A 14,243-nucleotide genomic window follows, 5' to 3' on the forward strand; every position below is an offset into this window, starting at 1 on the left:
GCGATTAAATCAGATCACAAACGAAGCCTTTTTTCTATCTATTTCAATTGGTTGTAGCTAAAGATCCTGTACATGTGTTCGCCATATCATCCAGCATACCCAAGACTCAGTTGTCAACCTCGACAAGCTGACCTATGCAGGCAACCTGGAATCCCTGGCTGAGGTCTCGGGCAGCGATCGCTACGCGTTCGAGCAGGTCGACATCTGCAGCCGCGTCGAACTGGATCGGGTGTTTGCTACCCATCAACCGGATGCCGTGATGCACTTGGCCGCCGAGAGTCACGTTGATCGCTCTATCACAGGCCCCGCCGACTTCATCGAGACCAATATCGTCGGCACCTATATGATGCTGGAAGCGGCCCGCGCCTATTGGAACGGTCTGGACGAGGCGCGCAAGACGGCCTTCCGCTTCCACCATATTTCCACCGACGAGGTGTATGGCGATCTGCCACATCCGGATGAAGCGTCTGCTGCTGAACCCTTGCCACTCTTCACTGAAACGACGCCCTACGCCCCCAGCAGCCCCTATTCTGCCTCCAAGGCTTCCAGTGACCATCTGGTGCGCGCCTGGCGCCGTACCTACGGCATGCCCACCATCGTCACCAACTGCTCCAACAACTACGGCCCGTACCACTTCCCCGAGAAACTGATCCCGTTGGTGATCCTCAATGCGTTGGATGGTAAGCCGCTGCCGGTCTATGGCAAGGGCGACCAAATTCGCGATTGGCTCTATGTGGAAGACCACGCACGCGCGCTCTACAAGGTGGTGACCACGGGCTTGGTCGGGGAGACCTACAACATCGGCGGTCATAACGAGAAGCAGAATCTGGAGGTGGTACACACCATCTGCGATCTGCTGGACGAGATGGTGCCGAAGGCGGGCTCTTATCGTGAGCAAATCACCTATGTGGCGGATCGCCCTGGCCATGATCGCCGTTATGCCATCGATGCCAGCAAGATGAGCAGTGAGCTCGCATGGCAGCCGCAAGAAACTTTCGAATCTGGCATTCGCAAAACTGTGCAGTGGTATCTGGATAACCAACAGTGGGTCAACAACGTCAAGAGCGGTGCCTACCAATCCTGGATTGAGCAGAATTACGGGGAGCGTGCCTGATGCATATTCTGCTGTTTGGCAAAAACGGTCAGGTCGGTTGGGAGCTGCAGCGTGCACTCGCACCACTGGGCCGCATCACTGCCGTTGATTTTGACTCCACCGATTATTGTGGCGATTTCAGCAACCCGGCAGGGGTGGCCGACACGGTACGTCTGGTCAAGCCGGACGTGATTGTCAACGCCGCAGCCCACACCGCAGTCGACAAGGCGGAGAGTGAGCGGGAATTTGCCGGGCTGCTCAACGCGACCAGTGTGGCGGCGATCGCCAAAGAAGCGGAAGCATTGGGTGCCTGGCTGGTGCATTACTCCACCGACTATGTGTTCGATGGCAGCGGTGAGCGTCCCTGGGTGGAAACCGATGCAACTGCACCGCTCAACGTCTACGGTGAAACCAAGTTGGCAGGGGAACAGGGGGCGGCTCTCTGCGCTCGTCACCTGATCTTCCGCACCAGCTGGGTCTACGCCGCCCGTGGAGCCAACTTTGCCAAGACAATGCTGCGCTTTGGCAAAGAGCGTAGCGAGATGTCGGTCATCAATGACCAGTTCGGCGCCCCGACCGGTGCCGAGTTACTGGCCGATTGCACCGCCCATGCGATCCGCGTGGCGCAGAGCAGACCAGAGGTTGCCGGGCTGTACCATCTGATTGCCTCCGGTACCACCACCTGGTTTGACTACGCCCAATTGGTGTTTGCCAAAGCCAGAGAGGCTGGCGTTGATCTGGCGGTCACGCAACTCAATGCAGTGCCGACCAGCGCCTTCCCGACCCCTGCCAAACGCCCCCATAACTCCCGCCTTGATACCGACAAATTCCAGCGCACCTTTGATCTGGTACTGCCGGACTGGACCGTCGGCGTGGAGCGGATGTTGACCGAGATCCTCAGCAAGTAAATCCCTGGTCAGGGATGTGTTGAGTGCATCCCTGGCTGGCAAGAGATAAAACGTAAAAGGTGTAGCTGCAAGCCACCTTTTTCTTTTGCAATTTAAAAATAAGAAACAAGCATCATGACCAAACGTAAAGGCATCATTCTGGCCGGTGGCTCAGGCACCCGTCTCTATCCGGTGACCATGGCGGTGAGCAAGCAACTGTTGCCTATCTATGACAAGCCGATGATCTACTACCCGCTCAGCACCCTGATGCTGGCGGGCATTCGCGATATTCTGATCATCAGCACGCCGCAAGATACCCCCCGTTTTGAGCAATTGCTGGGTGACGGCAGTCAGTGGGGCCTGAATTTGCAGTACAAGGTGCAGCCAAGTCCGGACGGGTTGGCACAAGCCTTTATTCTGGGTGAAGAGTTTATCGGGTCAGACCCCTGTGCGCTGGTGCTGGGGGACAACATCTTCTATGGCCACGACCTGCAGAAACAGTTGGCGGCGGCAGCGGCCAAAGAGAGTGGTGCTACCGTCTTTGCCTACCATGTGCATGACCCCGAGCGTTATGGGGTGGTGGAATTTGATAAAGAGGGTACCGCTATCTCGCTGGAAGAGAAGCCGTTGGAGCCCAAGAGCAACTATGCGGTGACCGGCCTCTATTTCTACGACAACAGCGTTGTTGAGATTGCCAAGTGCCTGAAGCCGTCACCGCGTGGTGAGCTGGAAATCACCGATGTGAACCGTATCTACCTGGAGCAAGGCGATCTGTCGGTGGCGATGATGGGGCGTGGCTATGCCTGGCTGGATACCGGTACCCATGAAAGCATGATAGAAGCGAGCAACTTTATTCAGACTATCGAGACGCGCCAGGGATTGAAGGTGGCGTGTCCTGAAGAGATTGCCTATCGCCAAAAGTTTATCAGTGCTGACCAGATACGTGAGCTTGCAGCGCCGCTGGCGAAAAATGCATATGGCCAATATTTGTTAAGAATGGTTGCTAACGCCTGATGTGATATGGTGGGAGGAATGTTGTTCCCCCATAAAAACTGGATCAAATGTGGGTAAACAGATGAATGTAATCAAAACAGCAATTCCTGACGTGCTTATTTTTGAGCCAAAAGTATTTGGTGATGAGCGTGGATTTTTCTTTGAGAGCTTCAACCACAAGTTGTTTGAAGAGGCAGTAGGATATCCTGTGAGTTTTGTGCAGGATAATCACTCCAAATCGTCGAAAGGGGTATTGCGTGGCTTGCACTATCAATTGCCTCCCCATGCCCAGGGCAAGCTGGTGCGTTGTGTGGCTGGTGAAGTATTTGATGTAGCGGTAGATATCCGCAAAAGCTCGCCGACCTTCGGGCAATGGGTTGGGGTTCATTTATCTGGTGAAAACAAGCGGCAGTTGTGGATCCCGGAAGGGTTTGCACACGGTTTTGTAACTCTGAGCGAGACTGCGGAGTTTTTGTATAAAACGACTAATTATTATCATCCTGAAAGTGACAGAAGTCTATTCTGGAAAGATCCAGACTTGAGCATTGATTGGCCGTTAGATAAACCTATTCTTTCAAAAAAAGATGAGAATGCCTTTTCATTTCACAAGGCTGACATTTTTTAATTTTGTATCAGCATGAATAGAACTATGTAGATGTTCTAGCTATATGGTAAGAGGTTTATTTTGGTTTCTTCTCAAGGGTAATTATGAACCGAGATAGTAGTATATCCCCCATCCGTATCTTATCGATTTTAAAAAACCGCCATTTGATTATGACGTTAGTTCGCCGCGAAGTTGCAGCGAGATATCGTGGTTCACTTTTTGGAAATTTGTGGGCTTTATTTACTCCACTTTTTATGTTGGCAGTTTACACATTCATATTTAGTGTGGTATTCAAAGCTCGCTGGAGTGGTGGTAGTGATTCTCGTAGTGAATTTGCATTGGTGCTTTTTGCCGGTCTAATGGTCTTCAATCTATTTTCAGAGTGTTTTAATCGTGCTCCACGATTGATTCTTGAAAATGTCAACTATGTCAAGAAAGTGGTGTTTCCACTCGATATACTGCCGTGGGTCGCATTGGGCAGTGCTATGATAAATATGTTTATTAGCTTTATGGTATGGCTTACTTTCTATGCTATTGCTATTGGTACACCACCCATTACTGTTCTACTTTTTCCGATAGTAATTATCCCGCTCATTTTCTTTATAATGGGAATTTCATGGGCACTTGCAGCAATGGGGGTTTACTTACGTGACCTTTCTCAATTGGTAGGCGTTATCAGTACCATATTGATGTTCCTCTCTCCTATATTTTATCCTATTGAAGCATTACCTGAAGAGTACCGCCACTGGTTGAATATCAACCCACTTACTCCTGTTATTGCACAAGTACGTGATGTGCTTTACTGGGGGAAAATGCCTTATTGGAAAGAATACGGCATGACATTGATTGTCGCAACGGTAGTTATGTATGCAGGATTTGCCTTGTTCCAAAAAACGCGTAAGGGGTTTGCCGATGTGCTCTGACAAAGTGGCAATTGAAGTTCATGGGCTAAGCAAATGCTATCAAGTGTATGGGCAACCTGTCGATCGACTCAAACAGTTCGTTTTCCCGCGTGTGTTGCGATTATTTCGACGTGCCTCAAAGCAGTATTTTCGTGAGTTTTGGGCTCTGCAATCAATTAACTTCACGATAAAGAAAGGGGAAACCGTTGGTATTATTGGTCATAATGGAGCCGGAAAGTCTACATTACTACAACTGATATGCGGTACTCTAAATCCTTCTCATGGTGAAATTAGTGTTAATGGGCGTATTGCTGCATTGCTTGAGCTGGGAGCTGGATTTAATCCGGAGTTCAGTGGGCGTGATAATGTCTATCTCAATGCCAGTGTCCTGGGATTGAGTAAAGAGGATATTGATGCAAGGTTTGATGAAATCGCTCGTTTTGCCGATATTGGCGATTTTATGGAGCAACCCGTCAAGACCTATTCCAGTGGCATGTACGTGCGTTTGGCGTTTGCGGTGCAGGCGTGTATAGACCCTGAAATTTTGATCGTCGATGAAGCGCTGGCAGTTGGCGATATCGGTTTCCAATACAAGTGTTTCAAGCGTATGGAGGCCCTGAAAGCGAAGGGGGTAACCATTTTGATGGTGACCCACTCAACAGGCAGTATTCTGGAGTATGCCGATCGTTGTCTGGTAATGGAGGGGGGCCGCCTGATAGGTGATACCACTGATGTGCTAGCTGCGGTGATGGCTTATGAAAAAGGGATGATCCTGTCGCAGGAGCAAGCAGATACCTTGGCACTGCCAGACATTGAAAGTGATGGCGATTGTCCATCGCAGTCAGTCCTAATTGAAAAGCAAAAGAGTGAGGCCAATCTGGCGCTGGGTGAGAAGCGATTTGGTTCTGCCCGTGCGATTATCGCCAGCCTGACCATTGTCAAGGCGGATGGTACACCTTTTCATGAAGAACCCCTTGTGAAATCAGGTGAAACACTGACGCTACGTTTTGAACTCTGGTCGAGCCAGAGCATTGAAGATGTGGCATTAGGACTTTCATTAAGCCGGGCCCAAGGTGGTGACATTTGGGGTGATAGCAATATTGCCGCTGGTCACCCCATAACCTTGAAACCCGGTCGCCAACTGGTGACTTATCAAGTGACCTTGCCAATTAATAGTGGCGATTATTTGTTGCACTGTGGTCTGGCATCCCTCAAGGGAGGGGAGCGTGAGGAACTTGATCAACGTCGGCCGATGCAGACAATAAAGTTCTGGTCTTCCAGAGAGCTGGGCGGCGTCGTACACGCGCCTATTATCGTTCTGGCCTGAATTATTCGGAGTTATCCATGCTGGCTGCTTTTCTACCTCCTTATCCTTTTCGCGCCCAAGCTGCACCTTATCTTTGGTGCTATTACCGTTTACTTTGTGAGTGGGCTGATGAATCTGCTTTCTTTATCACCGGGCGTGATTATGTTCGCGCTCCTAGTGATTGGGACGGTCGCTGGGAATGTGATCAGGCGGTACAATCTCGGTTGGGATACTCCCTGCCAGTTAACGCTATGCCTGAGCAACATCATTACGCATGGCTGAATGAGAATAGATTTGATGATTGGCTGAATAAGCTCAATGGTAATCCGATAGAGGCGTTTCGGCGCTTTTTGTGTGAGCGCGATACGGTTTTTGAGCGTGAACTTGAGGAGTTACTGGATACAGCTCCGGCTGAACTCGAAGCCATCGTCACTATATGTAATGTCGCTTCACTGGAGGCGGTGTGTGCTGCCCGTGGTATTCCTGTCATCCATATTGAATTGGGCCCACTGCGTGGTCCCCTGTATCGTGAGACTGGGTATGTCGATTTTCGCGGTGTCAATGGCAACTCTGAGTCAGCACAACGTTATTCCCTCTGTGATGATTGGCAATTGTCACTCACACCACGAGAGCTATTGCATTTTTTCTTGACTCATCCCGAAACTTGCCTGAGTTTACCTGCTCAAACCACTTATGAATGTGGGGCTGTGTTGCAAGTTGAAGACGACTCTAATCTGGTTGCTTATGGCAATGGAATGAGCAATCTCGCACTGCTTGCTGCAGCACGTCAGAAAGTGGCTGCAAATGGTCTGCTTGTTCGTGCCCATCCTGGAAGTCCATTTGCGCTTAAAGATGCGCAGATTAATCTCGATAAGTCACCTAATAGTCTATATTTTGTTGCTTTGTGTCGACAGATATTAACTATCAACTCTAGTGTAGGACTGGAGGCACTTTTACTAGATAAATCACTCACTGTCTGGGGTGATAACTCTTACAATTTTATATTGGAAGCACCTGATGAAGCTGAACGTCTAAGACGGCTTAGTTTCTATCTTTTTGGATACTTGGTGCCTTTCTCATTGCAATTAAAACCTGCATATTTACGCTTTCGATTGGGCCAACCTGAACAGCACGATATAATCCTTTTTCATGTGAGCGAATACATGCAACAAGATCTCCTTGATCCAAAATTATTTGATGGTCTACCCTCTTCGGTTCAAGCTGCAGTTTCTATACAGTTTGCCAATCTTGCTCGTGATCATCAGGCTGATGCTCGAGCGTGGCAAGAGCGTAATGCTGAATTGGCAACTGCGTTGTCTGAACAAGCAGAGTTACATACCAAGCATCTATCTGATTATGAGTCTGAGATTGCTCGTCAATATCAGGAGTCTCTTTCTATCATTGAGAGACAGCAGCAAAGTATTGATGAAGCACAACAGCAGGCCACTAAACAAAAGGAAATGTTCTCTGAGCGATTGGTAACTATCTCTAAACAAGCCGAGTTTTCATCTCGCCAAGTCAATGCTCTTGAAAATCAACTTCAGCATCAGGATGCGCTCTTTCAAGCTTGGCAACAACAAGTGACAACCAGTTTGTCCTGGCGGATGACAATGCCTTTAAGAGTGATGGGCCGGTTGATGCGTGGTGATATTGTTGCATTACAACATGGCTGGCGACAAGTATGCAGCGAAGGTGGCCGGCGTGGCAAACTGGCGCGAATGATCCGCCCGTTAGTGCGTCCTATGGTTATTCTTGCCAGAGAGCCATCATTATTAATGAAAGGGTGTCGCAGTTTGCGACATCATGGAGTCAGAGAGACGTTACACCGCATTAGCCATGTATTGGGTCATCAGTCTCACTATGCCATGCCAGAGGTTATTTCTCTAGGAGATAAAGATACTGCTGAGTTAGTTATTCTAACAACTACGCATTGTGGTTATCTTGCCGAATTGATGTGTGCAAGTTTGAAGAAAGTGAATATTCGGGCTGTAGTTCAATATCAAATGCCTGAAGAAGGTTACTTGGATGTCTTGCATATCGTCATCTGTCCACAGATGTTCCCTGTTTTACCTGGGCAATATATCGCTTATCAACTTGAGCAGTCAGTCAGTTCTCGTTGGTTCACTGACGATTACCTTACTCGTCTGGAAAACTCCCTGGCCATTTTCGACTACTCTTTAAAGAATATTGCCTTTTTGCAAGATAAAGGATTGAGCTATCGCCAGATCTATCATCTGCCTGTGGGTTTTCTTCCACGCGAGCTTGCCGACTCGGTTCCTGAGACGGTTGATGTGTTATTTTATGGTGACATTAATAATGATAGACGTAGAGCCTATGTTGCGGAGCTAAAAAGGCATTTTTCAGTGAAAATCATCAATGATCTTTTTGGTGATGCGTTGTATGCTGAAATGGCAAAAGCAAAGGTGATTGTTAATATTCATTATTATGAAGGAGCGCTACTGGAAACAACCAGGATATACGAGTGTTTGTCGCAAAATAAAATCATTGTATCTGAAGAAAGTGCAGATATGGATGAGTATTCTGAACTGTTACCTTTGGTTGACTTTGTTCCTGTGAACGATATTCAAGCTATGGTGGAAAAAGTTGAGCATTGGGTCTCCAGTGATGTTGCTAGAAAAGAGCGAAATAATGAAATAAGAAAAGGCTGTGCTAACATGCCTGATATGTTTTCCTATTATTTCTTGAGATTGTTTTTAGCACACGACCTTATCACTTATGATGATTTTTATAAGGCTGTGGGACACGTCATTCAGTTTGATACAGATATGATTTGCTTAGGTTTACCTGAGACGACAGCCCGAAAAGTGGATTTTGAAAAAGATAATCACTATGGTATTCAGTATATTCCGGGCCTGAGACATCGACTTGGATGGATAGGATGTGGATTAAGTTATAAATTCCTAATTAATAGGGCTAAAGATCTCAATTTTCCACAAATTACTATCTGTGAAGACGATGTTCTCCTTCCAGATGATTTTTGGAGCAGACTTAATGATATTAAAAAATATTTATATGGAAAAGAAAACTGGGATGTATTTGCTGGTTTGATTGCTGACTTGCATGATGATGTTAAAATATTAAATGTCGAAGATGTTGACAATGAGTGTTATGTTCATATAGATAAAATGGTAAGTATGGTCACAAATATTTACTCAAATAAATTCTATGATAAGCTCTTGGCTTGGGATAGCTGTAATCACGATTCACAAAGTAATACCATTGATCGTTTTATTGAGCAGCATGATGATGTTCACACAATTGTGACATCCAGATATTTAGTTGGTCATAAAGAAGACCTTAATTCTACTTTGTGGGGTATATCAAATATGACTTATAAAAAACTAATACAAAATAGCGAAAATAAGTTGCAAGATAAAATTGCGGCTTATAAAGCCAACTAATTATGTTGAGCCATATTGAAAAAGAAAATCACTGGCTCGACATTTGTCGAGCTAGTGCTATCCTTTTAGTGTTGCTTTCACATGGTCGTCGTCTATTGTTTCCTGTTTTTCCAGATGCACAACTTTTTAAATTTGGTGGTTTTCTCGGGGTTGAGATATTCTTTGTGTTATCTGGTTTCTTAATAGGCTCAATTATTATAGAAAAGAGCTCTAAAAGTGATAGCCGTTGGCACTGGATTCCTAAATTTTGGGGGCGTCGTTTTTTACGGACCTATCCCAACTATTTATTGTTCTTACTCTTAAATTGGCTGATTATTGACACATGGCGACCTGAGTCGGCGCCAGAATTATGGCGATATATGACATTTACGCAGAGCTTGTTATCGCCCCATCCTGGTTTTTTTGGTGAAGCGTGGAGTTTGGTAATTGAAGAGATTTTTTATTTATCTATTCCATTAATAATGCTTATTACTTGGCGAAGTTCTGCTGTACAGGCATTGTTGGTTACTCTTTTAATATTGTTAGTGTTTTCTTTGATGATGCGCATAATATTTGTGTGTTTAGAGCCTGGTTTGTCATTTAATCAAGTGAGATCGACAGCATTATTACGTCTTGATTCAATTATGATTGGGGTCTTAACCTCTTATTTTTATTACCATGGTAAACTATTGCGAGATGCAACAATTAAGGCTGCACCTTTCTTAGCTTTGTTGCTAATACCCGTTATTATTATCTCGATGCAGCCAGATGAAGTTATGGATGACAGTTTGTTATTAAAAATTTTATTATTTCCAATAGCTAATATCGCTGCCGCTGGTCTGCTTGTCTGTGGTATTGAATTAAGAGTTGGTAATTTATTTTATAGATTTGTAAAGCCAATTGCCAGATGGTCATATTCTGCGTATCTCGTAAATTTATTAGTGTTAAGTGCTATGGGTTTCTATTTGCCAAATGTGACTGAGGATACGGCTATTTTATATTGGCTTGGTTTTATATTTGCTACGCTAATTGTCTCGGCAGTTATTTATAACGTTTTTGAACGCAATATTTTACTGTGGCGTGATCACTGGATTAAATAGCATGTACCAATATCATTTATCTATTTCTGTGGTTACTTATTGCACTGAAAAGTCAATCATAACAACAACTTTCAAAAAATTACAGAGAGCAGTAACTGATGCTGAGGTCGTAAGTTCCTTGATAGTTGTAGACCACTCACCATCGAGTGATTTTGCTATTAAATATGAAGATGTAAGCAAGAGTTTTATAGGTGATCACGACTTGATTTTTGCACAGTCAAATCCTGGGTTTGGGGCTGGTCATAACCGTGCATTACAGACTGATGCTAAATATCATCTTATCCTGAACCCTGATCTTGAAGTTGCTCCAGATGCACTGAAAAATGCACTAGAGTTTATGGAGAGACATCCGGAGTGCGGATTATTGACGCCTTTCGCGACATGGGCAGATGGTGAGGTACAACGGCTTTGCAAAGATTATCCAACTGTCTTTGATTTATTGTTGCGTGGTTTTGCTCCTGCATTTTTGAAAAGGTTATTTCAGGCGCGCTTGGTGAAATATGAGATGGCAGATCAGCTCAACAATCATGATGTGCTGTGGGATCCACCCATTGTCAGTGGTTGTTTTATGCTGTTTCGCACAGATGTATTGCAGCAGCTCGGAGGGTTTGACCCTCGCTTTTTTCTCTATTTTGAAGATTTTGACATCAGTTTACGTGCAGGGAAGATCTGCCGGATTGCCTATGTCCCTCAGGTGAAGGTTGTTCATCATGGTGGTCATGCATCGCGCAAAGGTTGGCGGCATATCTGGATGTTTGGGCGCTCTATGGTGACTTTCTTCAATATTCACGGTTGGCGTTGGTGGTAATGTCAGATATCAAAAGTACAGTCTTGGTAACAGGCGCCAACGGATTTGTTGGCAAGGCGGTCTGTGAACACCTGCTGAGTCTAGGTGTGAATGTGAAAGGTGCGGTGCGAAGTCACCCGCTTGCTTCGTATCACATCAACGCTCCCTCTTTGACAGCAGATGCAAACTGGACAACCCAATTACAACAGGTGGATGTTGTCATTCACTGTGCCGCTAGGGTGCATGTGATGTCTGATAAGGAAGCAGATCCTCTAACAGCGTTTCGAGCGGTAAACACAATTGGCACATTAAATCTCGCAAACCAGGCCGCAGATGCTGGTGTTAAGCGCTTCATATTTATTAGCTCGATTAAAGTAAATGGTGAGCAGACTGAGCCCGGTAAGCCGTTTGATGAACATGTCCTTAATCCACCACAAGACCCTTATGGCCGCTCAAAATATGATGCAGAGCAAGGGCTGATGGCACTTGCCAAGAAGTGTGGTATGGCTGTCACGATTATCCGGCCTCCTCTTATTTATGGTAAGGGTGTGAAGGCTAATTTTGCCAGCATGTTAAAGATGGTGCATACCGGTTTTCCACTCCCCTTTGCCCGTTTGAAAAATGCACGGAGTTTATTGGCATTACCCAATTTATGCGATTTCATTGCTCGTGCGATGAAGCATCCTGCTACCGTGAATCAGATTTTTTTGGTCGCAGATCCAGTACCTGTTTCGACATCTGAGATGCTGATAGCTATTGCTGATGCTGAAGGTGTCCCTTCTCGACTGTTTTATATTCCATCAATTCTGGTAAGAGGGATTGGCCGTTACTTTGGGATTGATGCCAAATTGCAGCGGATCTATGGCTCTCTAGAAATGGATACTGGCAAGGCTCAGAGGCAGCTACAATGGTCGGCTCCTTATACGTTTTCTCAGGCTTTATCCCTGATGGCATCTTCCAAAAATGAGTAGTTTGTGATGCTGACATTTCCGTTACTTCTAGTTTTATGTTTGTTTTTCTCCATGATCATGACAGGCTTACTTAAGCGCTACGGTCAGAGCCGTCTTCTTGACCAACCCAATCATCGCAGCTCACATTATATCCCTACGCCGAGAGGTGGAGGCATGGCGATTGTCGCTACATTTCTGTTGGCTTCTCCTATTCTCGTCGTGAGCCAGGTGTCGGATTTCTATGGGGTATCTTATGGAAGCTTGCTATTGATATGGATTGCAGCACTGGGCATCGCACTAGTTGGTTTTATCGATGATCACCTGTCTCTCGAGCCAAAAACTCGTTTAATTGTCCAGAGTCTTTCTGCTGCATTGGTTGTATTAGCTGTTGATGGATTGCCAGAGCTGACCTTCTTGGGGTGGCAGCTAAATCTTGCCTGGTTTGGTTATGCGCTGGCATGGTTAGGTGTGATCTGGTTTATCAATCTTTACAACTTCATGGATGGCATCGATGGCCTGGCTGCCGGTGAGGCCGTGACTGTTTGTGTTGTCATGGCATTACTGCATTACCTTTTAGGAAGTGAGTGGCCGTTTGCGAGTTTGACCCTGTTGCTGGGGGCTTCTGCTGCGGGCTTTTTGTGCTGGAATTTTCCACCGGCCAAGATCTTCATGGGAGATGGGGGCAGTGGCTTCCTTGGTATGATGCTCGCATCCCTGATGTTGCTTGATGCAACTTTCGCTCCCCAATTCCTGTGGGCGTGGCTTGTCATGCTCGGCGTCTTTGTCGTTGATGCTACCTGGACTTTACTGAATCGCTATCGTCTCAAATGCCGCCTGAGTGAAGCTCATCGAACTCACGCATTTCAATATGCTGCAAGGCACTGGAAAAGTCATCGTAACGTGACACTGATGGTGCTCTTCATAAATGTGCTTTGGCTTGCACCGATTGCTGCCATGATTGTTGGGGGGGGGCTCGATGGCCTGTTGGGTCTGATTATTGCCTACTTACCGCTAACTTATCTCGCATTTTACCTAAAGGCAGGAGTACCTGAATGAGCACAGATTTTTGGCCGGGAGGTAGCTGGTTACTTACCTGCCTTGGTTCCTTGTCACGAGCCAGCAAACGAGCAATATCTGTCTCAGTAGATACGTTATTGATTACCATGGCATATTGGGGGGCATATTGGATCAGACTTGAAAATAGCTGGCCAATCGCAAGCCCCCATCATTGGGCCCTTTTGTGTGCAATTATTGTCCTCAGTATTAGTGTCTTTGTTCGCTTGGGTTTGTATCGTGCAATCTTGCGATATGTTAGTTTTCGAGTGCTCTGGACAATCTCATTAGGTGCATTTGTTTCAACGAGCTTTTTTGTTATCTCTGCGTTTTACTTCGATATCTTCCTGCCCAGAACCGTATCGGTCATCTATCTCTCATTTTTGGTGTTGATGGTCGGTGGTGTGCGGTTGTTCTTTCGGGCACTGTTGAATACTACTCGTTTGGCGCGTACACAGGTTCTGATCTACGGTGCCGGTTCCTCGGGGCGGCAGTTGCAAGTGGCTTTGTTGCAAGGAAATGAGTTTTACCCAGTTGCTTTTGTGGATGATGATCCAGCCAAACAAGGGTGCGTTATTCAGGGATGTACCGTGTACAGCAGTGCTCAGCTCCCCACCCTGATTGATCACCATGGGGTGAATAAGATCCTGTTGGCCATGCCAAGCAGCACCAGGGCTCGTCGCCAGGAAGTGATCAATGCACTTGAGCCTCTCTCTTGTGAAGTGCTGTCTATCCCGGGTATGGCCGATCTGGTCAATGGTTCAGCCCGTATTGATCAGCTTAATGAAGTCTCAATCGACGATCTGTTGGGTAGAGACCCGGTAGAGCCGGTGACGACATTGATGGAAGCCAACATCACAGGCAAAGCGGTCATGGTGACGGGGGCTGGGGGCTCTATTGGATCAGAGCTCTGTCGCCAGATCTTGCGGTGCCGGCCATCCACCTTGGTTCTGTTCGAATTGTCCGAATACGCCCTCTATGTCTTGCACAAAAACCTGCGTGAACAGTGTGAACGTGAGGGAATTGAAACTGAGCTGGCTCCGCTACTGGGCTCAGTGCAGCGCCAGCACCGCCTCAAGACGGTGATGCAGCCGACATTCCGCACCTGATTTAGGAATAAATTTGCCGATAGCGCTCACCCAATACCTCCAAAATGATCTGCTGGTC

At 46.5% G+C, this 14,243-nt stretch carries 10 protein-coding genes and 2 pseudogenes; all 12 read left to right on the forward strand.

Features of this window, described 5'->3' with window-relative positions:
* Positions 1 to 76: 76 nt before the first annotated feature.
* Positions 77 to 1,114 (forward strand): annotated as a pseudogene (gene rfbB / locus OKC30_RS15315) (dTDP-glucose 4,6-dehydratase); the annotation flags it as partial.
* The gene (gene rfbD / locus OKC30_RS15320) at positions 1,114 to 2,001 is read left to right on the forward strand and encodes a dTDP-4-dehydrorhamnose reductase (RefSeq protein ID WP_005324204.1); all 888 of its coding nucleotides are present in this window, start codon (positions 1,114 to 1,116) and stop codon (positions 1,999 to 2,001) included. The pseudogene rfbB and the gene rfbD, both read left to right, overlap by 1 nt.
* A gap of 114 nt (positions 2,002 to 2,115) precedes the next feature.
* Positions 2,116 to 2,994: a glucose-1-phosphate thymidylyltransferase RfbA gene (gene rfbA / locus OKC30_RS15325; protein WP_270809667.1), complete on the forward strand. Its 879-nt coding sequence runs from the start codon at positions 2,116 to 2,118 to the stop codon at positions 2,992 to 2,994.
* Between the two features lie 61 nt (positions 2,995 to 3,055).
* A complete protein-coding gene (gene rfbC / locus OKC30_RS15330; protein WP_263686676.1) occupies positions 3,056 to 3,598 on the forward strand; it encodes a dTDP-4-dehydrorhamnose 3,5-epimerase in 543 nt (180 codons plus the stop codon).
* Between the two features lie 83 nt (positions 3,599 to 3,681).
* Positions 3,682 to 4,500: an ABC transporter permease gene (locus OKC30_RS15335; protein WP_069652502.1), complete on the forward strand. Its 819-nt coding sequence runs from the start codon at positions 3,682 to 3,684 to the stop codon at positions 4,498 to 4,500.
* On the forward strand, positions 4,490 to 5,806 hold the full coding sequence (locus OKC30_RS15340) for an ABC transporter ATP-binding protein (RefSeq protein ID WP_270809668.1): 1,317 nt from the start codon (positions 4,490 to 4,492) through the stop codon (positions 5,804 to 5,806). The genes OKC30_RS15335 and OKC30_RS15340 overlap by 11 nt, the downstream gene beginning before the upstream one ends.
* A 17-nt stretch (positions 5,807 to 5,823) precedes the next feature.
* Positions 5,824 to 9,207 carry a GT99 family glycosyltransferase N-terminal domain-containing protein gene (locus tag OKC30_RS15345; RefSeq protein WP_270809669.1) on the forward strand — a complete coding sequence of 1,128 codons (3,384 nt, stop codon included), beginning with the start codon at positions 5,824 to 5,826 and terminating at the stop codon, positions 9,205 to 9,207.
* Positions 9,208 to 9,209: 2 nt separating this feature from the next.
* Entirely contained in the window at positions 9,210 to 10,286 is a 1,077-nt protein-coding gene (locus tag OKC30_RS15350) for an acyltransferase family protein (protein WP_270809670.1), read from the forward strand.
* A gap of 1 nt (position 10,287) precedes the next feature.
* Positions 10,288 to 11,094 (forward strand): glycosyltransferase family 2 protein, encoded by an 807-nt coding sequence (locus OKC30_RS15355; protein ID WP_270809671.1) that lies wholly within the window; start codon positions 10,288 to 10,290, stop codon positions 11,092 to 11,094.
* Entirely contained in the window at positions 11,094 to 12,044 is a 951-nt protein-coding gene (locus tag OKC30_RS15360) for a UDP-glucose 4-epimerase family protein (RefSeq protein ID WP_270809672.1), read from the forward strand. Before OKC30_RS15355 ends, OKC30_RS15360 begins: the two co-directional genes overlap by 1 nt.
* Before the next feature lie 153 nt (positions 12,045 to 12,197).
* Positions 12,198 to 13,079: an MraY family glycosyltransferase gene (locus OKC30_RS15365; protein WP_270809673.1), complete on the forward strand. Its 882-nt coding sequence runs from the start codon at positions 12,198 to 12,200 to the stop codon at positions 13,077 to 13,079.
* Positions 13,076 to 14,167 (forward strand): annotated as a pseudogene (locus OKC30_RS15370) (polysaccharide biosynthesis protein); the annotation flags it as partial. The gene OKC30_RS15365 and the pseudogene OKC30_RS15370, both read left to right, overlap by 4 nt.
* Between the last annotated feature and the right edge of the window lie 76 nt (positions 14,168 to 14,243).

The organism is Aeromonas sp. QDB18, from assembly GCF_027705325.1.
In the GTDB taxonomy this organism is placed as follows: domain Bacteria; phylum Pseudomonadota; class Gammaproteobacteria; order Enterobacterales; family Aeromonadaceae; genus Aeromonas; species Aeromonas caviae.